The sequence below is a fragment of the Kluyvera fluvialis genome, from assembly GCF_059725275.1.
Genome location: NZ_AP046142.1, coordinates 1,976,487 through 2,000,420 on the forward strand (window position 1 = coordinate 1,976,487; position 23,934 = coordinate 2,000,420).

Here is a 23,934-nt window from a genome sequence, read left to right on the forward strand (position 1 = left end):
GATGAAACCTGCGTCGATTTAACGCTATAATGGGCCGTTTTTTTCTCCCGAAACAGGATGAATAATGAAAAAATTAGCCATTGTGGCGGCGCTGTTGACGCTGGCGGGCTGTGCTCAAATTGACAACTACTCAACCGTGGTGAAAACACCGGCTCCGGCGGGGCTGGACGGGTACTGGCAATCTGTCGGGCCGCAAAGTGCGCTGGTTAGCCCGGAGGCGATGGGTAGCCTGATTGTGATGCGTGATGGCGATATGCTGGATTGCCGTCAGTGGCAACGAGTGATTGCGCTGCCGGGTAAACTGACGTTGCGCGGCGACACGCTGTATAACGTGACCGATAAATTGGATGTCTATAAGGTTGAGCGTGACGGGAATACGCTTAAATATGATGGCATGACATTGCAGCGTGTTGAGCGCCCAACGGCGCAATGCGAGGCTGCGCTGGCGAAAATGAAGCCGTAATCAAGATGTCGCTCCGGCTAAAGTTTGCCGGAGCGCGCTGTCTCAATGATTGGAATCCGCTTTATCCTGAGGCACCAGAACGTATCCACCTTGATTGCCGTAAGTGGTCATCACCGTTTTTTGCATCGATGATTGACCGACAAGTTTGGCGAGTTCGTCCATCCGCGCCTGTAACAGACGTTTGACGGAGCTTTCGTTATCCAGAATAGTGCGAAGCAGCGGGCGAAGCTGCTCCTGAACCGGGTCACTCGGCTGACTTTGCTGGGTTAACTGGGCAATCCTGTGCACCGCATTGACGTAATCCATTTCACTGGCGATCAATTCGTCCCACAATCCTTCTGTGGCAAGTCGCAGCATCATATTGCTTTTTTCAACCAGCTGTTGGTACGAGAGATAGAGATGCGGTGCATGGCTCATTAGACAGCGTCCTGAATTAAATTGGTCGAAAGTAAAGATTCCTTCCAGGCATCGGCAATATTGCGCATAAGTGCCTCCACCTCCTCAATGGCGCTTAGATCATTGTGTAAGTTGGCCTGGAGCAGGCGTCTGACCATGTAGGCGTACAACGCCAGCAGGTTCTGCGTTAGCTCATCACGGCTCTCTTCATCCAGACCTACTCTTAGTCCGTTCTCAATGATGTTGATGGCTTTCGACAGGGAAAGCCCTTTCCCTTGTTGATTGCCGTCCTGCATAAACAGGCGAGCGCGGATTAACGCGCTCAGTGCGCCATCGAACAGCATCGTCACCAGCTGTTGTTGACTGGCGCTCATGACCGCGCTTTCTACTCCAATCTGTGCGTAGGCCTGCGTACCTTTTGCCCCGTACATGATGTCTCTCCTGATCTTGAATGGTTACTTAGAACTACTGCTGGATTCAAACTGCTGCGTTAAGTAGTTACTGGTGTTATTTAACGACGTCATTAAGACGTCCAGCTGAGTAAACTGCTCTTTATAACGCGCGACTTTCTGATCGATAAGATCGCTGGCGGCGTTATAGTCTTTGGTCAGTTTGTTCAGCGTTTTGCTGACGCCATCTTTCGCCGCCTGAATAATCCCGGTGGTGGAAAGCCAGCTCGTCAGATTGGTGCCAATCGTGGTTGTGACGCCGGTTTTTTTGCCGTCGCCTGTGATCAAATCTTTCACGCCAGCGGCGTCTTTCTTCAGCGCTGCGGAAAGTTTGTCGTTATCCAATTCCAATTTACCGTTGCTTGGATCCGTCGTAACGCCAATTTGCGCCAGCGTTTTGTACGCTGAATTGCTTAGCGAGTTGCTGAGCATACTTTTCAACTGTGTCTGAATGGTGCGCAGGGTAGAGTCGCCGAGCAGCGCGCCGTTACCGGCATCCTGCTTGTCGGAGCCGGTATCGACAGCGGTGTATTTGGTCAGGCTGCTGAAGGTATCTTGTAAGGCGTTATAGGCCGTTACCCAGTCTTTCACTGCCGTTTGCGCTTTGCTGGTGTCCTGAGAGATGGTCAGCGTCTGGTTACCGGTAGTGGTATTGTTCAGGTTCAGGGTGATGTCTTCCAGCGCATCACTAATAGTGTTGCTGCTGTTTTCAATATCAACGTTGTTGACGGTCAGTTTGGCGTTCTGAGCCGTTACGCTCTCTTTCATGCCGCCGCTGGTTCCGTCATAACCCATAAAGCTTTGCAACGCGCTGTCGCCGCTGACGCTCAGGGTCATCGCGTTATCTGCACCGGTATCATTGGAGGTGACGGAGAGGCGATATTCACCGTTACCCACGTTAATTACGCTCGCGCTGACGCCCGCTTTCGCATTATTGATAGCATCGCGAATGCCAGTTAATGAGGAATTGCCTGCGCTGATATCAATGGTAATTGGCTTTTTGCCACCACCTTGTTGAATGGTCAGCTTGCTGTCACTGGTCGCGATCGCGGCTTTATTATCTTTTTGCGTTGAGGTGCTTGTCAGCGTCTGCGCTTGCGCTAGCTGAGTGACATTAATGGTGTATTTACCGGTAATCGCGTTGCCAGTGGTGGTGGCGCTAAACGCGGAGCTGCTGCTCGTGGTCGAGGTTGCGGTAAAGAGGTCGGCTTTGGACAACGTGGTATTCGCTGTCTGGAACGCTTCCAGTGCACTTTTCAATGAACCATAGCCACTGAGTTTGGCGGTGTAAGACGTCTGTTGTTTTGTAATAGGTGTCAACGTCGCTTTTTCTGCTGCGGTCAGGCTGTCAAGAATGTCGCTCAGCTTCAGGCCAGATCCAATTCCCAGTGAAGAAATACTTGCCATTTTAGTTCCTTAATGTGTCGACATATAGAATGAATAACAAGGTTATCGACCTGAATGCGGCAAAGTTTACGCTTAATCATTTTTTTTTAATGGCGGGAATAAGCACCAGAGAAAAGAGTATTTCGACGGCTAAAAAAATGCGGCTTTGGTAAAAAAAAGTCTAAAGGTTGTTTTACGGGAGACGATAACAGGTTTGACGGCGATTGAGCCGACGGGTGAAAACCCACTACGTAATCAACGACTTGAAATATAGGATAACGAATCATGGCACAAGTCATCAATACCAACAGCCTCTCGCTGATCACTCAGAACAACATCAACAAGAACCAGTCTGCTCTGTCGAACTCTATCGAGCGTCTGTCTTCTGGCTTGCGTATCAACAGCGCTAAGGATGACGCAGCAGGTCAAGCGATTGCTAACCGTTTCACTTCTAACATTAAAGGTCTGACTCAGGCTGCACGTAACGCTAACGACGGTATCTCTCTGGCGCAGACCACTGAAGGCGCGCTGTCTGAAATCAACAACAACTTGCAGCGTGTACGTGAACTGACCGTTCAGGCAACCACCGGCACCAACTCAAATTCCGACCTGTCTTCTATTCAGGACGAAATCAAATCCCGTCTGTCTGAAATTGACCGCGTATCCGGTCAGACTCAGTTCAACGGCGTGAACGTGCTGGCGAAAGACAACACCATGAAGATTCAGGTTGGCGCGAACGACGGCCAGACCATCTCTATTGACCTGCAGAAGATTGACTCTTCTACTTTAGGTCTGAAAGGTTTCTCTGTTGCGGGTAACGCACTGAAAGTTGGTGATGCACTGACCACTATCCCAGGTGCTGCTGCTCCTGTTGCGATTGATTTTGGTGATGCAACGGCAGCGGGTTCTATTGCGAAAACTCTGGGTCTGAGTGATAACTCCAGCATGAGCCTGCACAACATCCTTGATAAGGATGGTAAAGCAACCAACACTTACGTGATTCAGTCTGGTGGTAACTCTTACTCTGCGTCTGTTGCTGATGACGGTAAAGTCAAACTGAACACCACTGATGTCACCTATGATGACCCAGCTAACGGTGTTACCGGTGCGAAACAAACTGGTCAGCCAATTAAAGTCACCACCAACAGCGCTGGTGAAGCCGTTGGTTATGTTTCTGTACAGGGTAAAGACTACCTGGCGGGCTCTACCGGTAAAGATGCGATTGCTAACGGCCAAACTGCGGCTATCGCGACTACCCTGCGTTTAACCGATGATCCTGCTGATGCGACCAAAGTTGCAACCTCTACCTTTGCCGGTACTGCAACAAGCGATCCGCTGGCTCTGCTGGACAAAGCTATCGCATCTGTTGATAAATTCCGTTCTTCCCTGGGTGCTGTGCAGAACCGTCTGGATTCCGCAATCACCAACCTGAACAACACCACCACCAACCTGTCTGAAGCGCAGTCCCGTATTCAGGACGCCGACTATGCGACCGAAGTGTCCAACATGTCTAAAGCGCAAATCATTCAGCAGGCGGGTAACTCCGTGCTGTCTAAAGCTAACCAGGTTCCACAGCAGGTTCTGTCTCTGCTGCAGGGCTAATCACCGCTCAAGGCCTGTCAAACCCCGCTTCGGCGGGGTTTTTTATGGCCTAAATTTCACTTACTCTCCAAATAACCCCCTATTTTTACCACTGTTCCACCGATTAAAACGGCTATAGAAACGGATAATTGTGCCGATAACTCATATGATGCAGGGCTGTTTATCGTGGATTCAATGTATACCGCTGAAGGTGTAATGAATAAACACTCGCTGTGGCAACGTTATGTGCCGTTGGTGCGCCATGAAGCGCTACGCCTTCAGGTACGTTTGCCCGCGAGCGTGGAACTGGACGATCTGCTCCAGGCGGGCGGTATCGGATTATTGAATGCTGTTGAACGTTACGACGCTCTGCAAGGCACGGCATTTACTACTTACGCAGTGCAACGCATCCGTGGGGCGATGCTGGACGAACTACGCAGCCGGGATTGGGTTCCGCGTAGCGTTCGGCGCAACGCACGTGAAGTTGCGCAAGCGCTAGGTCAACTGGAACAGGAACTGGGACGAAACGCGACGGAAACAGAAGTCGCGCAGCGATTGGGGATCGCGGTTGAAGAGTACCGTCAGGTGTTGTTAGACACTAACAACAGCCAGCTTTTTTCCTACGACGAGTGGCGAGAAGAGTATGGCGACAGCATTGAGCTGGTGACGGAAGAAAATCAGCGTGAAAACCCATTACATCAACTCTTGGAGGGCGATCTTCGCCATCGCGTGATGGAGGCCATTGAGGCCTTACCGGAGCGCGAAAAGTTGGTACTAACCCTTTATTACCAGGAAGAGCTGAATCTCAAAGAGATTGGCGCGGTTCTGGAAGTGGGGGAATCGCGGGTCAGTCAACTGCACAGCCAGGCCATTAAACGTGTGCGCATCAAACTGGGTAAGCAGTAGGTTAGAATAACGTCACATTCGACCTCAAAATGCCGCATTATGCAATGAAAACCCGGAGTTATCATGATGATGCAGGTAAAAAGACGGCCACTAAGCCGCTATCTGAAGGACTTCAAACACAGCGAAACGCATTGCGCCCACTGTCATAAATTGCTCGATCGCATCACCCTTGTGCGCCAGGGGGAGATAGTGAATAAAATCGCTATTTCCCGCCTCGACATGCTGATGGATGAAGCTGACTGGCAGCAGGAGCGAAGCGCATGGTCTGCGCTGTGCCGTTTCTGCGGCGATCTGCACTGTAAAGAACAGAGCGCTTTCTTCAATATCATTGGTTTTAAACAATACCTCCTTGAACAAACGGACATGAGCGCCGGTACGGTTCGCGAGTATGTGGTGCGCCTGCGCCGTTTGGGCAACCATTTTGATGAGCTGCAGGTTCCCCGCGCCGTATTGCAGGAGCGCCACTCCGACGAAAAACTGGAAGCCTGGCTGCCGGATACCAGCACCAATAATTATCGTATTGCGCTACGCAAATACCTTCGCTTCCAGCGTCAGCTCCCCCAGACTAACGCGCTGAATTACGCAGACCGTGAAACCTCTGATATATATTAAATTGGAATAAGATGTAGCAGATCAGTGTTTGTCATTGGTGGCGAACGGTTTACACTACAAAAAAGTGAAGCTTTTCGGGGGTATAATGAAACTTGCATTTCTGGGGCGTCAGGCGCTAATGGGCGCAATGGCCGTCGCGTTGGTCGCAGGAGCAAGCGTGCAAACGTTCGCTGCTGAAAATCTGTTAAACCAAGTCAAAGAACGTGGCACGCTGCGCGTTGGGCTGGAAGGCACTTATCCTCCGTTTAGTTTTCAGGGCGATGACGGCAAGCTGACCGGTTTTGAAGTGGAGTTCGCCAATGAACTGGCCGAGCATCTCGGCGTAAAAGCGGATCTGAAACCGACCAAATGGGACGGTATGCTGGCTTCACTGGATTCAAAACGTATTGATGTCGTGATTAACCAGGTGACTATTTCGCCTGAGCGACAGAAAAAATATGATTTCTCCACCCCGTATACCATTTCCGGTATCCAGGCGCTGGTGAAAAAAGGCAACGAAGGCTCGATTAAAACGGCGGCTGACCTGAAAGGTAAAAAAGTCGGCGTGGGTCTGGGGACAAACTACGAAGAGTGGCTGCGCCAGAACGTGCAGGGCGTGGATATCCGCACTTACGATGATGATCCAACCAAATACCAGGACTTGCGCGTAGGCCGCATCAACGCCATTCTGGTTGACCGCCTGGCGGCGCTGGACCTGGTTAAGAAAACCAACAATACGTTGGCTGTTGCGGGTGAGGCATTCTCTCGTCAGGAGTCCGGCGTTGCGCTGCGCAAAGGCAATGAAGACTTGCTGAAAGCGGTGGATAGCGCGATTGACGCCATGCATAAAGACGGTAGCCTGAAAGCACTGTCTGAAAAATGGTTCGGGGCTGACGTTACCGAGTAATCGCGGTGATTTAAAAAAGGCGCTGCTTGAGCGCCTTTTTTTATTTAAGCGCATATACTCATCGTCTTCGCGTTACAGGTACGTTGGCCGCGTTCACCCCCTCGAACCACTGTCTACAGTTAGCTCATCGGGCGTTGCTCACTCGCCACCTTCCCGCACCGCGTAAGCCATAGAGTATAATAAAAATAATGATGCCGAGGAGAGTGTATGTCACTGCAAAATTTAACCCGTTTCCCGCGCCTGGAGTTTATCGGCGCACCAACGCCACTGGAATACCTGCCGCGTTTCTCTGACTATATTGGTCGCGATATCTTTATCAAACGTGATGACGTTACGCCGCTGGCAATGGGCGGCAACAAGCTGCGCAAGCTGGAGTTCTTAGCCGCCGATGCCCTGCGCGAAGGGGCAGACACGCTGATTACCGCAGGGGCGATTCAGTCTAACCACGTACGCCAGACGGCGGCGGTGGCCGCTAAATTAGGGCTGCACTGCGTGGCGCTGCTGGAAAACCCAATGGGAACGCGGGCAGAAAACTATCTCAGTAACGGCAACCGCCTGCTGCTGGACTTATTCAATGCACAGGTGGAAATGTGTGATGCGCTGAATGACCCGAATGCGCAGCTTGCCGAGCTGGCAACGCGCGTTGAAGCCCAGGGTTTTCGTCCGTATGTCATTCCGGTTGGCGGCTCTAACGCGTTAGGCGCGCTGGGGTATGTGGAAAGCGCGCTGGAAATCGCCCAGCAGTGTGAAGGCGCGGTGTCGCTTTCATCCGTGGTGGTGGCCTCCGGCAGTGCGGGGACGCACGCGGGGCTGGCGGTCGGGCTGGAACAGGTGATGCCGGATGTTGAACTGATTGGCGTCACCGTGTCGCGCACGGTGGCGGAACAACAGCCAAAAGTGGTCACGCTACAGCAGGAGATTGCCCGCAGCTTAGAATTAACTGCGAAAGCGGATATCACTCTGTGGGACGACTATTTTGCACCGAGCTATGGCGTTCCAAATGATGCGGGCATGGAAGCGGTGAAACTGCTGGCTCGTCTTGAAGGCATCTTGCTCGATCCGGTGTATACCGGTAAAGCGATGGCGGGGCTGATTGATGGCATTAGCCAAAAGCGCTTTAAGGATGAAGGGCCTGTTTTATTTATCCACACCGGCGGCGCGCCTGCGTTGTTTGCCTATCATCCTCATATTTAAATAGAACGCACCTATGCAAGAAAGTATTCAATTAGTTATCGATTCTGCGCCGTTTCTGTTGAAAGGCGCGGTCTTTACGCTCCAGTTGAGCATTGGCGGGATGTTTTTTGGCTTACTGTTGGGCTTCCTGCTTGCGCTAATGCGCATGTCGTCCATTGCCCCTGTGCGCTGGCTGGCGCGCTGCTATATCTCTATTTTTCGCGGTACTCCGCTGATTGCGCAGCTGTTTATGATTTATTACGGCCTGCCGCAGTTTGGCATTGAGCTTGACCCGATCCCTTCGGCGATGATTGGCTTGTCGTTAAATACCGCAGCCTATGCGGCGGAAACCCTGCGCGCGGCGATTGCATCAATCGATAAAGGGCAGTGGGAAGCTGCGGCAAGTATTGGCATGACACCGTGGCAAACGCTGCGTCGGGCGATTTTACCGCAGGCGGCGCGTGTGGCGTTGCCGCCGTTATCGAACAGTTTCATTAGCCTGGTGAAAGACACCTCGCTGGCGGCGACTATCCAGGTACCGGAACTGTTCCGCCAGGCGCAGTTGATCACCTCGCGCACGCTGGAAGTGTTCACCATGTACCTTGCGGCCTCGCTTATCTATTGGGTGATGGCAACGGTGCTGTCGGCGCTACAGAACTATTTTGAAAACCAGCTTAACCGCCAGGAGCATGACCCGAAATGAGTGCAATTGAAGTCAAAAACCTGGTGAAAAAATTCCACGGCCAAACGGTACTGCACGGGATTGACCTGGAAGTTCAGGAAGGCGAAGTGGTGGCGATTATCGGGCCAAGCGGCTCGGGCAAAACCACGCTGCTGCGCAGCATTAACCTGCTGGAACAGCCGGAGAGCGGCACGATTCGCGTCGGGGATATCACCATTGATACCGCGCGCCCTATCAGCCAGCAAAAAGGGTTGATTCGCCGTCTGCGTCAGCATGTCGGCTTCGTGTTCCAGAACTTCAACCTGTTTCCGCATCGGACGGTGCTGGAAAATATTATTGAAGGCCCGGTGATTGTGAAGGGCGAGGACAAAGCCGGTGCAACGGCGTTGGCGCGTGAGCTGCTGGGCAAAGTGGGGCTGGTGGGGAAAGAGACGAGTTATCCGCGCCGGTTGTCTGGCGGGCAGCAACAGCGCGTGGCGATAGCTCGTGCGCTGGCGATGCGCCCGGATGTGATTCTGTTCGATGAACCGACTTCGGCGTTAGACCCTGAGCTGGTGGGCGAGGTGCTGAACACCATCCGCGCGCTGGCGCAAGAGAAGCGCACAATGGTTATTGTGACCCATGAAATGAGCTTTGCTCGTGATGTGGCCGATCGCGCAATATTTATGGATCAAGGGCGAGTGGTGGAGCAGGGCGAAGCCAAAGCACTGTTTGCCAACCCACAGCAGGCACGTACGCGTCAGTTCCTCGAAAAATTCCTCATGCAGTAACTCTTTCAGCGCATGTCCATCACTTCCGATGGGCGTGCGTTTGTCGCACTTATTTTTCATCGAGAACGATGCGCTTACCTCGATGAGCGTTTATTTATGAAAAATTTAACTTAAGTGCATTTAATTAATAGACCTACTTGACTGTTTCTGGGCGGTGTTAAAAACGCCTGAATACGGACGTTGTGCGGCTTTGGTTACACAAATGGGGCAAAATGCGATTATTTTGCCGGGGCGTGATATTTTATACATATAAATAAGATTTATGTGTTAGCTTTCTGTATTCATAAAAATAATTGTTAATCAGGGGGTTTCTCAACGGTTATGAGAAACGATGATTTCTTCAGTTGGCGGCGGGAAATGCTGCACCTTTTCCAGACCGCATCGGCAAGCGAACAGATTTACGCGCTATTACAGCAGCAAACAGAGTTCATGGAATACGATTTCTTTTCTCTGTGTGTCCGTCATCCCGTGCCTTTCACGCGGCCTAAAATTTCGGTGTATACCACTTATCCCGATGCCTGGATGGCGCATTACAAATCGGCAAACTATTTAGCGATTGATCCGGTGTTAAAGCCGGATAATTTCTCATTGGGCCATTTGCGCTGGGATGACAAACTTTTCAACGATGCTCAGGAGCTGTGGTGCGCCGCGCGCGATCACGGCATACAAACGGGTGTAAGCCAGTGCTTGATGCTGCCTAATCACGCTCACGGTTTTCTGTCGGTATCGCGTACGCGAGGCGCATCGCGCCCTGTACAACGGGAAGATGAAGTCGCGCTGCGGTTGCAAATATTGCTGGAAATCAGCCTGCTGGCGTTATTGCGCGTGGAAGATGAAATGGTCATGCCGCGAGAAATGAAATTCAGCAAGCGGGAATTAGAAATTCTGAAATGGACAGCAGAAGGCAAGACATCGGCAGAAATTTCGATGATTCTGGCGATTTCCGAAAATACGGTGAATTTCCATCAGAAGAATATGCAGAAGAAATTTAATGCGCCGAATAAAACGCAGATTGCCTGCTATGCGGCGGCGATTGGTTTGATCTGACCCATTTTTTCCGTTCTGCGTGCCAGACCGCCAACAGGCTGTAAGCAGCGATGCTTACAGCCTGTTTATTATTACTGGCGGTAAGCTTGTTTAATTTGCTTAACAGTACTGGAGAATACGGCAGCCTGAGCGTCATCTTCTAACTGCGCAATTTGCTTTTCCATCTTAATAATCACGCGACCGGCATCAGCCTGACCCATAGCCTGGAGCATCAGAGTCAGCATGGCCTTCAGGCAGGAGACTTCCTGTGCCAGGTTTTGGTTATTTTCAGCGGTGGAAAAATCAGGTGTGCTCATTTGTTGCCTCGTACGATTTCTGCGCGTTTTACGCGATGCGGATTATGAAAGCGGCGAAGTATACCACAAGCAAGGGGAAAAAAAGGAGTGCCTGTTTTTTGTCCTCTGTCCGGGGCAGGTATTAAGAATTATTTAAACATGTGTGAACAGTCAGTTAGGGCTAAATTGTTTAAATATGGTTCACTCGTCGTTAATTGTTGTTACATATTATGAGGCCTATTTGGTTGATATACGACAAAGCGCCCATTTAATGCATTTATGTATACAGGCATACTTATCTCTTCGATATGTATGCTGCTGTTTTATAGAGGTTTCCAGCCTCTGTACATGTTTATTTCCAAAAACGAGACTGAAATCGATGCTCTGGCATTTTTAGACTTTCACAATTGATATAAAACCCCGTAGTATAGGTAAATTAAGAAGTAGTAGCGTTATCCCTATTCTGGAGATTATTCCTTTGATCAACGTCCTTCTTGTTGATGACCACGAACTGGTGCGCGCAGGGATACGACGCATTCTCGAAGATATAAAAGGCATTAGAGTCACCGGCGAAGCTAACTGCGGAGAAGATGCGGTGAAATGGTGCCGTGCTAACCCGGTTGATGTTGTGCTTATGGATATGAATATGCCGGGAATAGGTGGCCTTGAGGCAACGCGTAAAATTGCGCGTTCCGCGGTGGACACCAAAGTGATTATGTTGACCGTGCATACGGAAAACCCGTTACCAGCAAAAGTTATGCAGGCGGGTGCTGCCGGGTATCTCAGCAAAGGCGCAGCCCCTCAAGAGGTGGTCAACGCGATTCGTTCAGTGTTCTCCGGGCAGCGTTATATTGCCTCGGACATCGCTCAACAAATGGCGTTAAGTCAGATTGAACCGGAAAAGACGGAATCGCCTTTCTCCAGTTTGTCTGAACGCGAATTGCAGATTATGCTGATGATCACTAAAGGTCAGAAGGTGAATGAGATCTCAGAGCAGTTGAATCTGAGTCCCAAGACAGTGAACAGCTACCGCTATCGTATGTTCAGCAAGCTGAATATACACGGTGATGTTGAACTGACGCACCTGGCAATTCGCCATGGCCTGTGCAATGCGGAGTCGTTAGCAAGTCAGTGAGTGATGTTTTTGATTCAAAAGCCTTTCTGAAAACAGTAACCAGCCAGCCCGGCGTTTATCGTATGTATGATGCCGGCGGCACGGTTATTTATGTTGGCAAAGCCAAAGATCTCAAAAAACGCCTTTCCAGCTATTTTCGTACCCAGGTGGCCTCCCGTAAAACGGAAGCTCTGGTAGCGCAAATAGCTCAAATTGATGTCACCGTTACCCATACCGAAACGGAAGCGCTGCTGCTTGAGCATAACTACATCAAGCTGTATCAGCCGCGCTATAACGTGTTGCTGCGTGATGATAAATCGTATCCTTTTATCTTCCTGAGCAGCGACACGCATCCGCGTCTGGCGACTCATCGTGGGGCTAAACATGCGAAAGGTGAATACTTTGGTCCATTTCCTAACGGTTATGCGGTGCGAGAAACGCTGGCGCTGCTGCAAAAAATCTTCCCTATTCGCCAGTGCGAGAACAGTGTTTATCGCAACCGCTCGCGGCCTTGTCTGCAATATCAAATTGGTCGCTGCTTAGGGCCGTGCGTGGCGGGGCTGGTGAGTGATGAAGAGTATGCGCAGCAGGTAGATTACGTGCGTCTGTTCCTCGCCGGGAAGGACGACCAGGTATTAACGCAGTTAATTGCTCGCATGGAAAAAGCCAGCCAGGCGCTGGCGTTTGAAGAAGCGGCGCGGATACGCGACCAGATTCAAGCCGTACGACGCGTCACCGAAAAACAGTTTGTTTCCAATAACGGCGATGATCTGGATGTGATTGGTGTGGCGTTTGAAGCCGGTATGGCCTGCGTACACGTGCTGTTTATCCGCCAGGGCAAAGTGCTGGGTAGCCGCAGCTATTTCCCGAAAGTTCCGAGTGATACTGAGCTGGGCGAAGTGGTGGAAACCTTTGTCGGCCAGTTCTACTTCCAGGGCAGCCAGATGCGTACGCTGCCGGGGGAAATTCTCCTCGACTTTACGCTCAAAGATAAAACCCTGCTGGCTGACTCGCTTTCCGAGATGGCGGGGCGACGCATTCAGGTGCAGACAAAACCGCGTGGCGACCGCGCTCGCTACCTTAAGCTGGCACGCACCAATGCGGTAACGGCGCTGTCAACCAAACTGTCGCAACAGTCCACAGTGCATCAACGCCTCCAGGCGCTGTCTGCCGAGCTGAAATTACCAGCTATTAAGCGGATGGAGTGTTTCGATATCAGCCATACAATGGGGGAGCAGACGGTCGCTTCTTGCGTGGTGTTTGACGCCAATGGCCCATTACGCGCGGAATATCGCCGCTACAATATTACAGGTATCACGCCGGGTGATGATTATGCGGCGATGAATCAGGTTTTACGCCGCCGCTACGGTAAGGCCATCGATGAAAGTAAAATCCCGGACGTCATTTTAATCGACGGCGGGAAAGGGCAGTTGGGCCAGGCGAAGGCCGTTTTCGCGGAGCTAAACGTGCCGTGGGATAAAAACCATCCGCTGCTGTTGGGTGTTGCGAAAGGCAGTGACCGTAAAGCAGGGCTGGAAACGCTGTTCTTTGAACCGGAAGGTGAGGGCTTTAGTCTGCCGCCGGACTCCCCCGCGCTACATGTTATTCAACATATTCGCGATGAATCACACGACCACGCTATCTCCGGGCATCGTAAGAAACGTGCGAAGGTAAAAAGCACCAGCTCGCTGGAGACAATTGAAGGCGTGGGGCCTAAACGCCGTCAGATGCTGCTCAAATACATGGGCGGCCTACAGGGTTTGCAGCAGGCGAGCATTGAAGACATCGCCAAAGTACCAGGAATATCGCTCGGGTTAGCAGAAAAGATCTTCTACTCGTTGAAACATTAGGTGCTCTGTAGCAACATAGGGCTAATATTTACTAACAACAGATAGTTACCTCGCCATGCAATATAATATCCCTACATTGCTTACGCTGTTCCGTGTCATCCTGATCCCTTTTTTCGTGCTGGCGTTCTACCTACCCTTTGTTTGGGCGCCGTTTGCCTGCGCGTTAATTTTCTTTATAGCCGCCGTAACCGATTGGTTTGATGGTTATTTGGCCCGTCGCTGGAACCAAAGTACTCGCTTTGGTGCGTTCCTTGACCCAGTGGCTGATAAAGTGATGGTGGCTATCGCCATGGTGCTGGTGGCGGAACACTACCACACCTGGTGGGTGACGTTACCCGCGGCGACGATGATCGCACGTGAAATTATTATCTCTGCGCTGCGTGAGTGGATGGCCGAACTGGGCAAACGCAGCAGTGTGGCCGTATCGTGGGTGGGTAAAGTTAAAACCACTGCGCAGATGGCAGCGCTGGTTTGGATGCTGTGGCGTCCAAACATTTGGGTTGAGTGGGCGGGTATTGCACTTTTCCTCGTGGCAGCGGTGCTGACACTGTGGTCAATGTTGCAATATTTGAACGCTGCACGCGGTGATTTGCTTCAAGAGTGATCGTTTCGGCGTTATTTTCAGCAAACAGCACCAAGTTGCGAAAAATACCGTTGACTCACCGCGTCAGATAAGTAGAATGCAACGCATCGAACGGCAGTACTGATTGCCAGACGATAGCAAAATCAAGTAGTTAATAAAACGACTTGGTGATGCGGGAATAGCTCAGTTGGTAGAGCACGACCTTGCCAAGGTCGGGGTCGCGAGTTCGAGTCTCGTTTCCCGCTCCAAATTAAAAGCATCGGCAGTTGCGGGTGTTTAAGTTTTAAAGGCGCGTTAGCAAAGCGGTTATGTAGCGGATTGCAAATCCGTCTAGTCCGGTTCGACTCCGGAACGCGCCTCCACTTTCTTCCCGAGCCCGGATGGTGGAATCGGTAGACACAAGGGATTTAAAATCCCTCGGCGTTCGCGCTGTGTGGGTTCAAGTCCCACTCCGGGTACCATGGGAAAAGTAGAATAAAATCAATGATAAGCAGTGTCGTAAAAAACCACCGAAAGGTGGTTTTTTTGTGCCTGAAATTCACGCCCTGTGCACATCCTGTGGTTACGAGGGGCAATGAAGTGCAATCTCCAGTCAGGTAATATAAAAAACAGATGTACGCCTCTACCACAGAGGGCGGGGCAGGTTTGTTGAAAAGTTTGGAACAGAAAAACTTTGATGCAACTAATATCCAGGGTTCCCGAGGCGACTGATTCTGAGGGTTCTGGATATCTCCATCCAATGTTAGGCGATAGTTAGCAAAGCACCGTTTAGCAAGATACCCAATAAATCTATAGGAAATAATAAAATACGGTGATCACCTGTGTAATTTCACATAGGGGAAATGATAGAAATACTAGTATTAATAATTGCTCCTTTTAGGGGAGGCAAAATGATTAATGGATGCTACGATTCTTATCAGTTAACCGCAGAACAGTTTAATAACCTTTTTACAGAAGAGGTGGATGTTAATACCCTTAATTTGTTGGCTGAATCGGCGGCAGATGGCAACCTCGATTGTATTGATATGCTACTAAACCTTGCCTTACGTCATGATGATGTCGGGGGGATAGCCGAGAATATTCTTTTTGATTTATTTAGCGGTAAAACAAAAGGGTACATAGAGATAGATAAGGATATTCAACAGGCCAGTCTGAAGTTATATGAAACGGCCTGTAATGCTAATGCTAATGCTAATGCTAATGCTAATGCTAATGCTAATGCTAATGCTAATGCTAATGCTAATGCTAATGCTAATGCTAATGCTAATGCTAATGCTAATGCTAATGCTAATGCTAATGCTAATGCTAAAGGTAAAAACAATGAAAGCATGAGTAAGTTTTATTCCCAGTCTAAATTACTTTACATGGCTGGCTCTGCTATGACAAATATAACGCAAAAACAAGATGCATCTACCATGTTTAGAGGGCGAGACAGGCCGCAATCACAGCATGAGACGTTTGATAGCTCTGATATCTGGAGTAATGGCCGTATGCTGATGACAGACGAGGTCAACTCTGCCATGACGGGTATACTCTCGAATACTGATAATCTGTCATTTCATTTCCCTATAGGACTGATTGAGCCAGTAAATAAAACGAATAATTTATCTGAGCAGATGGCAGACAAAATACAATGCGCTAATGCTTTTGAAAAAACAGAGGTTTTCCCCATCAACACAGGAGACCATTGGGTATTGTTTGTGTTGTATAAAAACAGACTTAACGGTAAGGCTGAATGTGTTGTATTTAATTCTTTTAGTGGTTTAAGCAAGGATATAAGAAAGCACTTTATAAACTCAGCGGATATGGTAGGGGTGGCTGAAGAAAATGTCCGGTTTATTCATGGGGATATGCAGGAAAATGTTCCAAATGGATGTGGCATATTTACGATTAAGGCCGCTGAATTACTATCAAAAAACTCGGAGAGAGAGCCAGTAGATACCCTTAATGAATTTGTTGAGTCTTTTTCGAAATTATCAGCAGAAGAACAAATATTATTTAATATCCAGAGTCGTCGTCAAATGTATGAATATAGCATTGTCGATGCGCTCGGCAGAATGTGACATTACGATTGATGTTATCCCTGCCGCGAACAACCAATGCACATGTTATGTAGCGCTGTATCACGTTGTTTTGTGCTTTATGCTCGTTGCAACAAGAGGGCCTTACAGCCCTCTGCGAGGATAGTTCAACCCAATCTCGGGGTCAGTCAGCTTTCTCCAGCATCCCAAAACTGACGATACGTGAGCGGCCCAGCTCTTTTGCGCGATACAGCGCAACGTCGGCGGCGCGCAGAAGGTTGTCGCTCTGGGTATGCTGCGGATAGCTGGCCACGCCGATGGATACATCAATGTGGCCGATATCCGATACGCCAAAACGCAGCGTAAGCTCGCGAACGCCGTTGTAGACAGCCGTTGCGATACGATTTGCGGCTTCGTCATCCATTCCTGTCAGCAGCACCAGAAACTCCTCCCCGCCGTAGCGGAAGGCGATACCGTTATCGTGGGTAACACGCTGAATAATCGCGGCAACGCCTTTGATAACCGCATCGCCCGCTTCGTGACCAAAGCGGTCGTTAATGCTTTTGAAGTGGTCGATATCAATCATCAAACAGCTTACCGGTTCTTCATTGCGTATCGCCTGGCTCATCTGGGTACGCAGAGTGTCTTCCAGGTGATGGCGATTACGCAGGCCAGTCAGCGGATCGTAGAGTGCTTTTTCCAGCAGCGCATCGCGCAGGCGCTGGTTGGCTAAGGCCAGGCCGAGGGCTTCTGCCATCAGCTCCAGATAGGCGCGTGAAGGGGCGGTTTCATCATTAAGATTCTGGAATGAGAGCAGGCCAATGGCCTCGCCCTGAGCAATGAGCGGCACACACAGGGTTTGGTGTCGGGTGGATTCCGGCAGGTGATAACAGGCGATATCCGGCTCACCGTTAACCGGTGGATGGCTCTGCCCACGGCGTACGGCCCAGCATTCATCAGGGTGGAAGGCATCGGCGTTGCCCTGTGGCGCAAGCCATTCGGCAACACAGCGCATCTGCCACGGATCGCGGTCAAGAATGTAAAGCCGGCCAGAAATGCCGGGTGCGATATTGGGGGCGAAAAGCAGCGCCACGTTAATCACATCGGTGAAGTTCTCGCAGCCCTGCAAACGCTGGGTCATTCGCGCCAGCAATTCACGTATCGCCCAATCGGCGTCGCGTTCTTTCTCCAGCCGCTGTCGCGCCAGGCCGTTTTCGCGGAATATGCGGATTGCCTGCGCCATATCGCCAATTTCATCAATCTGATTAAAGTTAGGCGTCTCAACGGCGTAATCCTGCGATGCCAGCCGGTGAACCACATCGCTTAAACGCACAACGGGTCGCAGCACGCGGCGCTTTAAAATAAAGCCGAGAACGAACAAAAACAGCAGCGCCGTTAGCCCTACCATCACTTCGGAGAGCGTGCGCAACCTCTGTGATGTCTGGGTGGCGTCTTTAATGGCATTTTGTGCGCGGGTGTCGATCATCTGACGGAAATGGTCGATACGCACCTGTGCGCGTTCGAGTTCCTGTTCATAGATTTTGCCGTACAGCAGGGCGGCTGCTTGCTTCTGTTCGCCGCGAGCCATATCAGAGAGCGCCGCCTGTTGCTCGTCCTGGAGTTTATCGACAATCTGCAACCCTTCATGCAGTTGCGCCAGCTCCTCAAGCGTCGCCCCGGTATCTTTGAGTTTCGATAACCGTTGCTCCACGTCGACCAGCGCTGTCTCTTTTTGGCGATATTCACTTAGCGTATCCGGGTCTTTGTTGACCACGTATAACCGTGCCAAATCGGACAACGACCAGGCGTCGGTTTCTACTCTATCGGTCAGTTGCGTAAATACCTGCCGTTGTTCTACCGCCCGACGTTCGGTGCTATCAGCACCCGATGCCATTAGCATCACAATGCCGGAGGCGATAGTCAGGCATACCGTCGAGCCGTACGCCCAGTTTGTGATTGTCGCAATTCGCACCTGTTGGTTCCTTCTGCGGCGAATAATACCTATGCATAATTAAAATTATAGAAAAGGCATGATTTAGCGTGAAAATAAAAAAGGCGGCCCAAGGCCGCCTGTTGTTATCGTCATGATGTTACATATCTGGAGGGTTTTTTCCCTCTTCCATAAAAGCCTCGTCGATTCCCTCAACGTTGCCCTCGTGATCGCGCCCGGAAAACAGATTCCAGCTTGCCAGGAACAGCGCCGCAATCAGCGGGCCGATGACAAAACCGTTAATACCGTAGATTTCCATGCCGCCAAGCGTGGATATCAGGATCAGGTAGTCCGGCATTTTGGTATCTTTACCCACCAGCAGCGGGCGCAGGATGTTGTCTACCAGGCCGACGATAATCACGAAGAAGCCGACGATAAACAGCCCTTGCCACAGTTGTTGTGTTGCAAAAAGAAAAATGGCGGCGGGAACCCAGACAATCGCCGAGCCTACGGCAGGCACCAGGGAAAGAAACGCCATCAGTGCGCCCCACAGCACGCTGCCGTCGATATCGACAATCGCAAACGCGATGCCGCCGAGCGTCCCTTGCACCACGGCCACTACCGCCGTGCCTTTGACCGTAGCTCTGGTCACGCCGACAAATTTAGCGAACAGATGCTGTTTCACGAAATCAGACAGCGGCAGCGAGTCCAGAATCTGGCGCACCAGATACGGCCCGTCTTTTAGCAGGAAGAACAGCAGGTACAGCATGATGCCAAAGCTAATGGCAAAGCCGAACGTCCCCTTACCAATCAGGAACGCGCTACCCGCCAGATACTGCCCACCCTGCAACACCACATCGGACAGTTTTTTCTGGATTTGGGCTGCGTTATCCAGGTTGTGCTCGGTCAGGAACCGGCTCGCCCAATGCGGAAGATGAGAGAAAATACTGGCGATCACTTCCGGGAACTGAGTGTTGTTTTGTTGCAGTTTGGTGTAAACCACATTCAGTTCAAGCGCCAGTGACGACAGGATTATCATCAATGGGATAAATACAATCAGGCAGATAAGGCCGATGGTGAGCAGTGATGCCAGCCCGTTACGTTCTCCCAAAGCGCTGCGCAATTTGTTTTTCACCGGGTTAAAGATGACGGTTAATATCGCGGCCCACAGAATGGCGGAAAAGTAAGGAGACAGCACATCGAAGAACGCCCAGGTGACAAGGGCAAGAATAAAAATGAAGAAACCTTTGGTCAGTCCGTTAAATCGCATTAGTGATTCCTGTGACAAATATACCGTGTTGACTATAGAACCGATCGGCAGATTTACCAACCCCAGACGCGCCCTGAAGCTTTATATCATGGCCAACAAAGCGTATCCGGGCGGCGTATAGCCACGTCGCGCTGGAGTTCAACGGCAAACTACTGCATCATTGCGCCCTAATCTGATATGCCTCATCAACCACGATAGAGATTGAGTATGAAAACGGGACCATTAACCGAAAGCGAACTGGAATGGCTGGATGAAACCATTGCCAAATATGCCACCGATGCGTCAATTATTGACGTCTCTGAACTGGACGGGATGTTGACGGCTATTCTGTCGTCTCCGTTGGATATTGAACCCGCAGAGTGGATGTTCGCTGTATGGGGTGGGGCCGATAACGTGCCGCGCTGGGCGACCGATCGCGAGCGCGATCGTTTTGTAAACCTGACGCTGCAACACATGAGTGATATTGCCGATCGCTTGAACGATTATCCGGATCAGTTTGACCCCCTGTTTGGTACGCGTGAAGAAGAAGGGCAGGAGCTGACTATCGTTGAAGAATGGTGCTACGGCTACCTGCGCGGCGTCGGCATGAGTGATTGGACGGGTTTGCCGGCGGAACAACAGGCGGCGCTGGAGTGCATTGCGCTGCACGGTGACGAAGCCAACAGCGCGAGGCTGGACGCTTTCACGGCGGATGAATATATCGAAAGCGTTGATAAGATTCGCCCAGCGGCGTTAACGCTGTTTGATTACTGGATGGAAAATCCGAAAGAAGCGCCTGTGCTGCAACCGATAAAAAACGAGCAAAAGATTGGCCGTAACGATCCGTGCTCGTGCGGCAGCGGCAAAAAATATAAGCAGTGCTGCTTAGCGAAATAACCGCATAGCCCGTGGCGCGGCGTTTATCCGGTAGGCCCGGTAACGTAGCGCCAGCGGGCTTATCTCATTAGCTAAAGACTTTTTTGATGGCTTCTAAATATTGATAGCCATACGCGGTGTCCGGCTCCAGATAGCTTCCCTCCGTCCATTCATTCCACGCATTGATGGTACACACGGCAAAGACCGAATTCTCGGCATCCATAAAGCATTTAACATCCCGCAGCGCTTTTTCGAACTCCTGTGGTGTATTCTCCGTATAAACCGGAAAGTACGGGTAGCCAATATCATCAAACCTGTCGCTCTGTATCGTTCTGGGGGAGGAATCCCAGCCGACCGTTACGTTGGGAATATAAGGCAGTACGTATTGGCTACTTAAGCGCGCATGTTCTGTTTTCGCGCACTCGCGGATCTCGTTATAAGGGCTGTCAGGAAAATGGCCGGGTTCAATATGATGCACCCATACGTAACTGGTGACGCTGTCGATGCCCAGATAGGCAATTACTTCATCAGGATTGTTAAGGCTATTCTCACTGGGTAACGTTTCAATTCCCCACACCACGGCATTTAAATGTATTTCACCAAGTCCGCGTGAACGTACTTTTTGGCTGAAAGCATCCAACACCCTTTTGGTCTGACTTAGCCCTCCAAGCCCTTCAACCAGACTCATCATTTCGTAAATTGAAAAATAAACTTTACCGTCTATTTTCCAGTACGAAGGATGGGTGAAATAGTGTTCAATAATATGATCGGTAGCCTCGATAAATACCGGCTCCGGGACTGCTCTGGTCAGGCGAGTAGGGTATGGCTGGTAGCGGCTCGCCGGATGAATTTCCAGCCAGTCGTGATTGGCCCACATAATGGCAAATTTAACATCGCTATTGTTGCTTGCCTTCAAATAGCCTTCTTCAAGGCAGCGTTCAAGAAATGGACCTTCTTTGTGCCAGTACCAATCAAAGATAAAGGCTGAAAGGCCGTGGCTCGCTGCTGCGTTAATTTTCTTTTCCATCACTAACGGATCGGCTTCATCTTCATAGCCCCACAGCGGAACTTTGGGCTGCATATGGCCTGCAAACCTTCTGTTGATTGCCATCAGCAGATTAATATGGCAAGGAATGGCGTATTTTAAGATTTGACATCACAGAAGCGTCAGAGTAAGCGAAGGGGCGTTATTTATATTTCGAAGTATTCATGAAACTATTAAATGGAATAACTAATGCCTGCTTTTAATTATATATAATGCTTATTCAGGACAAAAAAAGAGCGACTCATATTAAATGAGCCGCTCTCTGTTCTGCATTGGTTTTTTTAGCCCACAGACGGCAATAACCCAGTGGCGATGCCTATCTGAATGGCGATAACCGCAATGCCGCAGGCGAAGACCAGCCACAGCATCGGTGCGCCACCGGCGACGCGGTAGCCGCCCTGTGGGTGATGCTTACGGCTTTGCAGCGTCAGTAGCGATGGGATAATCAATGCCAGAACCGCCAGCGCGACCCCGGCATAACCCAGCGCCATCACAAACCCACGCGGATAAAACAACGCAAATGCCAATGGTGGCAGGAAGGTGATCGCCCCTGTTTGCAGACGCCCACGAACAGAATTTTTGCGCTGGAACAGATCAGCCAGATAATCGAACAGCCCTAATGCGACACCGAGGAATGACGTCGCTAACGCCAGGTCGGCAAACAGATGCACCGCCAGCTCAACGTGTGCGGAAGCCACCACTTCACGAATCGCCATCAGCAGGCCGTTCAGACCGGTGTGCTGAGCCATCAGAGCGCTGAATACCGGTGAGTCGATGCTGCCAAGAGTGGCAAGCTGCCAGAACAGATACGCCACCAGTGGAATAGCGCTACCAATCACAAAGACGCGGCGCAGTTTACGAATATCGCCGTTCATGTAGCTGACAATACTCGGCACACTGCCATGGAAACCAAACGACGTGAAGATAACCGGTATCGCGGAGAGCGCCAGGCCTTGCTCCAGCGGCAGTGTCAGCAGGTTAATCTTATGAATATGCGGCAGCAGCAGTACCAGCATCACAATCAAGAAGATGATTTTGGCGCTGAACAGAAAGCGGTTAAACAGATCGACCAGCGAAGTGCCGATGCAGATAACCAGACCACCAATAGTGGTAAACAGCAGCACGCCAAGCGCAGGCGGCATATCGACGCTCAGCCACTGGCTGAGACTTGAGGCCAGCAGTTCGCCAGCGCCGCTGATGTATGCCGCCGTGAGCGCATACATCAAGAACATCATGCTAAATCCGGTGATCCACTGCCCGTAGCGACCAAGATAACGCAACGCCAGCGACCCCAGCCCGGTATCGGCAGGAACGTGTTGATACACTTCCAGCAGCAGCAGCGCGGTGTAGCACATCAATGCCCACAGCCCTACCAGTAACGCTAAAGTTACGCCGAAGCCAACGCCAGCCGATGCCAATGGCATTGCCAGCATTCCTGCGCCGATAGTTGTTCCGGCGACGATTAAAATACTTCCCAGGGTACGGTTTTTCACGCTTTCCTCTGCTACAGAACCTACTAACCACTTATCATGCCGCGCAGAGTATGTGAATTCAGCATTTTCGTCAAATTCGAATTACAGTACATGTACAGCTATCTTTACGCTGACGCGAGAAATGTGAAAGCTGCGCTAGCGCAAAACATGCAACAAAAATACAGGTTATGGTGGCTTTTTTTGGGGAGAGGAATAATGGACTCAATTCACGGTCACGAAGTGCTGAATATGATGATTGCTTCCGGCGAGCAATACAGCATTGAAAGTCTGGAAGCGGCAATTCACGCGCGGTTTGGCGAGCAGGCACGTTTTCACACTTGTTCAGCGGAAAATATGAGTGCAGCGGAGCTGGTTGCATTTCTGCATAAGAAAGGAAAATTTATTCCGCAGGAATCAGGTTTTACGACAGCCGAAAGTAAAATTTGCCGGCATTAATGGGCAGCGGCGCTAACGCCGCCGCCCAATAATTAATTTTGCGTATCGAGCGTTGCCAGCTCTTTATCAATAAAGTACAGCCCTTCGCCGCTTTTACCCGCCAGCGTTAATTTATCAATAACGGATTTAAACAGTTTCTCTTCTTCGTGTTGTTCAGCAACGTACCATTGCAGGAAATTAAAGGTTGGATAATCCTGATTGGTCATCGCCGCATGGGCCAGCTCATTAATTTTGCCGGTAATCAACTGCTCATGTTCATAGGTCACGCGGAACAGGTCATCCAGCGATGCATATTCGGCAAACGGGGTCGGCACGGTGTTAATGCGCGGCAGGCTGCCGGTGTCGGTCAGGTAGTCGAACAGGCGCTGCATGTGGGTCATTTCTTCCTGGGCGTGGCGGCGTAAGAAAGCGGCGGCCCCTTCAAAGCTATTAAAACTGCACCAGGCGCTCATCTGTTGATAGAGCAGGGAAGAATAAAGTTCGAGATTCATCTGCTCGTTTAATTTCTCGATCATTGCCGCTTTAAGCATGAGTTTTGCTCCAGGAAAAATACGTTACAAGTTAATTACATTGGCACTATAAATTGTTATTAATTTATTTGCAAAAGGTAAATATAAAATTGTTTATTTAATAATGAGAATGGGAATAAAACGCATTGGCATAAATATAACGATATATAAGAAACTATTTTAATGACGCCGGAAATACCGGC

At 50.4% G+C, this 23,934-nt stretch carries 24 protein-coding genes and 3 tRNA genes; 18 read left to right on the forward strand and 9 right to left on the reverse strand.

Going from position 1 to position 23,934, the window contains the following annotated elements; all coding sequences use genetic code 11:
• Window positions 1–64: 64 nt before the first annotated feature.
• Window positions 65–463, forward strand: coding sequence for a lipoprotein YedD (gene yedD, locus AC6I4B_RS09410; RefSeq protein ID WP_497771224.1), 399 nt, complete (start codon window positions 65–67; stop codon window positions 461–463).
• Between the two features lie 42 nt (window positions 464–505).
• Here yedD and fliT read toward each other — a convergent pair whose 3' ends face one another.
• Genes fliT through fliD form a run of 3 tightly spaced genes read right to left on the reverse strand, consistent with a single transcriptional unit; the run spans window position 506 to window position 2,715 of the window.
• The gene (gene fliT / locus AC6I4B_RS09415) at window positions 506–880 is read right to left on the reverse strand and encodes a flagella biosynthesis regulatory protein FliT (RefSeq protein ID WP_497771226.1); all 375 of its coding nucleotides are present in this window, start codon (window positions 878–880) and stop codon (window positions 506–508) included.
• Window positions 880–1,290 (reverse strand): flagellar export chaperone FliS, encoded by a 411-nt coding sequence (gene fliS, locus AC6I4B_RS09420; protein ID WP_497771227.1) that lies wholly within the window; start codon window positions 1,288–1,290, stop codon window positions 880–882. The genes fliT and fliS overlap by 1 nt, the downstream gene beginning before the upstream one ends.
• A 24-nt stretch (window positions 1,291–1,314) precedes the next feature.
• Window positions 1,315–2,715, reverse strand: a complete 1,401-nt coding sequence (gene fliD, locus AC6I4B_RS09425) for a flagellar filament capping protein FliD (RefSeq protein WP_497771228.1) — start codon at window positions 2,713–2,715, stop codon at window positions 1,315–1,317.
• A gap of 264 nt (window positions 2,716–2,979) precedes the next feature.
• Here fliD and AC6I4B_RS09430 point away from each other — a divergent pair, with 264 nt between their 5' ends.
• The 8 genes from AC6I4B_RS09430 to sdiA all read left to right on the forward strand — a co-directional run bounded on the left by AC6I4B_RS09430 (window position 2,980) and on the right by sdiA (window position 10,351).
• Entirely contained in the window at window positions 2,980–4,296 is a 1,317-nt protein-coding gene (locus AC6I4B_RS09430) for a FliC/FljB family flagellin (protein WP_497771229.1), read from the forward strand.
• 165 nt (window positions 4,297–4,461) lie between these two features.
• Window positions 4,462–5,181, forward strand: coding sequence for an RNA polymerase sigma factor FliA (locus AC6I4B_RS09435; RefSeq protein ID WP_497771230.1), 720 nt, complete (start codon window positions 4,462–4,464; stop codon window positions 5,179–5,181).
• A gap of 60 nt (window positions 5,182–5,241) precedes the next feature.
• Window positions 5,242–5,793, forward strand: a complete 552-nt coding sequence (fliZ, locus tag AC6I4B_RS09440; RefSeq protein ID WP_497772081.1) for a flagella biosynthesis regulatory protein FliZ — start codon at window positions 5,242–5,244, stop codon at window positions 5,791–5,793.
• Between the two features lie 85 nt (window positions 5,794–5,878).
• Window positions 5,879–6,679, forward strand: a complete 801-nt coding sequence (gene tcyJ, locus AC6I4B_RS09445; RefSeq protein WP_497771231.1) for a cystine ABC transporter substrate-binding protein — start codon at window positions 5,879–5,881, stop codon at window positions 6,677–6,679.
• A gap of 207 nt (window positions 6,680–6,886) precedes the next feature.
• The gene (gene dcyD, locus AC6I4B_RS09450; protein ID WP_497771233.1) at window positions 6,887–7,873 is read left to right on the forward strand and encodes a D-cysteine desulfhydrase; all 987 of its coding nucleotides are present in this window, start codon (window positions 6,887–6,889) and stop codon (window positions 7,871–7,873) included.
• A gap of 13 nt (window positions 7,874–7,886) precedes the next feature.
• Window positions 7,887–8,555, forward strand: a complete 669-nt coding sequence (gene tcyL, locus AC6I4B_RS09455; RefSeq protein ID WP_497771234.1) for a cystine ABC transporter permease — start codon at window positions 7,887–7,889, stop codon at window positions 8,553–8,555.
• Complete coding sequence (gene tcyN / locus AC6I4B_RS09460) at window positions 8,552–9,304, forward strand: L-cystine ABC transporter ATP-binding protein TcyN (RefSeq protein ID WP_497771235.1); 753 nt, start codon at window positions 8,552–8,554, stop codon at window positions 9,302–9,304. Before tcyL ends, tcyN begins: the two co-directional genes overlap by 4 nt.
• Before the next feature lie 321 nt (window positions 9,305–9,625).
• Window positions 9,626–10,351 carry a quorum-sensing transcriptional regulator SdiA gene (sdiA, locus tag AC6I4B_RS09465; protein WP_497771236.1) on the forward strand — a complete coding sequence of 242 codons (726 nt, stop codon included), beginning with the start codon at window positions 9,626–9,628 and terminating at the stop codon, window positions 10,349–10,351.
• Window positions 10,352–10,422: 71 nt separating this feature from the next.
• Here the strand turns inward: sdiA and AC6I4B_RS09470 are convergent, their stop codons facing one another.
• Window positions 10,423–10,647 carry a DUF2594 family protein gene (locus AC6I4B_RS09470; RefSeq protein ID WP_497771237.1) on the reverse strand — a complete coding sequence of 75 codons (225 nt, stop codon included), beginning with the start codon at window positions 10,645–10,647 and terminating at the stop codon, window positions 10,423–10,425.
• A 457-nt stretch (window positions 10,648–11,104) separates the two neighbouring features.
• Here AC6I4B_RS09470 and uvrY point away from each other — a divergent pair, with 457 nt between their 5' ends.
• From uvrY to AC6I4B_RS09505, 7 genes are all read left to right on the forward strand, one after another.
• A complete protein-coding gene (gene uvrY, locus AC6I4B_RS09475; RefSeq protein WP_064544562.1) occupies window positions 11,105–11,761 on the forward strand; it encodes a UvrY/SirA/GacA family response regulator transcription factor in 657 nt (218 codons plus the stop codon).
• The gene (uvrC, locus tag AC6I4B_RS09480) at window positions 11,758–13,590 is read left to right on the forward strand and encodes an excinuclease ABC subunit UvrC (RefSeq protein ID WP_497771239.1); all 1,833 of its coding nucleotides are present in this window, start codon (window positions 11,758–11,760) and stop codon (window positions 13,588–13,590) included. The genes uvrY and uvrC overlap by 4 nt, the downstream gene beginning before the upstream one ends.
• Window positions 13,591–13,645: 55 nt before the next feature.
• A complete protein-coding gene (gene pgsA, locus AC6I4B_RS09485) occupies window positions 13,646–14,194 on the forward strand; it encodes a CDP-diacylglycerol--glycerol-3-phosphate 3-phosphatidyltransferase (RefSeq protein WP_497771240.1) in 549 nt (182 codons plus the stop codon).
• Window positions 14,195–14,345: 151 nt separating this feature from the next.
• Window positions 14,346–14,421, forward strand: a tRNA-Gly gene (locus tag AC6I4B_RS09490).
• Window positions 14,422–14,461: 40 nt separating this feature from the next.
• A tRNA-Cys gene (locus tag AC6I4B_RS09495) sits at window positions 14,462–14,535 on the forward strand.
• Between the two features lie 12 nt (window positions 14,536–14,547).
• A tRNA-Leu gene (locus AC6I4B_RS09500) sits at window positions 14,548–14,634 on the forward strand.
• 429 nt (window positions 14,635–15,063) lie between these two features.
• Complete coding sequence (locus AC6I4B_RS09505; protein WP_497771242.1) at window positions 15,064–16,236, forward strand: ElaD/SseL family deubiquitinase; 1,173 nt, start codon at window positions 15,064–15,066, stop codon at window positions 16,234–16,236.
• Window positions 16,237–16,378: 142 nt separating this feature from the next.
• Here AC6I4B_RS09505 and AC6I4B_RS09510 read toward each other — a convergent pair whose 3' ends face one another.
• Window positions 16,379–18,166, reverse strand: coding sequence for a diguanylate cyclase (locus tag AC6I4B_RS09510; RefSeq protein WP_497771243.1), 1,788 nt, complete (start codon window positions 18,164–18,166; stop codon window positions 16,379–16,381).
• Window positions 18,167–18,284: 118 nt separating this feature from the next.
• On the reverse strand, window positions 18,285–19,394 hold the full coding sequence (locus tag AC6I4B_RS09515) for an AI-2E family transporter (protein ID WP_497771245.1): 1,110 nt from the start codon (window positions 19,392–19,394) through the stop codon (window positions 18,285–18,287).
• Window positions 19,395–19,601: 207 nt separating this feature from the next.
• Here AC6I4B_RS09515 and AC6I4B_RS09520 point away from each other — a divergent pair, with 207 nt between their 5' ends.
• Window positions 19,602–20,270 (forward strand): YecA/YgfB family protein, encoded by a 669-nt coding sequence (locus tag AC6I4B_RS09520; RefSeq protein WP_497771247.1) that lies wholly within the window; start codon window positions 19,602–19,604, stop codon window positions 20,268–20,270.
• Between the two features lie 67 nt (window positions 20,271–20,337).
• On the opposite strand, the gene AC6I4B_RS09525 is transcribed toward AC6I4B_RS09520, so the two are convergent.
• Together AC6I4B_RS09525 and tyrP are read right to left on the reverse strand one after the other, a co-directional pair.
• Window positions 20,338–21,360, reverse strand: a complete 1,023-nt coding sequence (locus tag AC6I4B_RS09525; protein WP_497771248.1) for a glycoside hydrolase family 99-like domain-containing protein — start codon at window positions 21,358–21,360, stop codon at window positions 20,338–20,340.
• A 215-nt stretch (window positions 21,361–21,575) separates the two neighbouring features.
• Window positions 21,576–22,787: a tyrosine transporter TyrP gene (gene tyrP, locus AC6I4B_RS09530; RefSeq protein ID WP_497771250.1), complete on the reverse strand. Its 1,212-nt coding sequence runs from the start codon at window positions 22,785–22,787 to the stop codon at window positions 21,576–21,578.
• 195 nt (window positions 22,788–22,982) lie between these two features.
• On the opposite strand from tyrP, the gene AC6I4B_RS09535 reads away from it, so the two are divergent.
• The gene (locus AC6I4B_RS09535; protein ID WP_497772083.1) at window positions 22,983–23,222 is read left to right on the forward strand and encodes a YecH family metal-binding protein; all 240 of its coding nucleotides are present in this window, start codon (window positions 22,983–22,985) and stop codon (window positions 23,220–23,222) included.
• Window positions 23,223–23,254: 32 nt separating this feature from the next.
• Here AC6I4B_RS09535 and ftnA read toward each other — a convergent pair whose 3' ends face one another.
• The gene (ftnA, locus tag AC6I4B_RS09540; RefSeq protein ID WP_497771251.1) at window positions 23,255–23,752 is read right to left on the reverse strand and encodes a non-heme ferritin; all 498 of its coding nucleotides are present in this window, start codon (window positions 23,750–23,752) and stop codon (window positions 23,255–23,257) included.
• Window positions 23,753–23,934 lie beyond the last annotated feature (182 nt).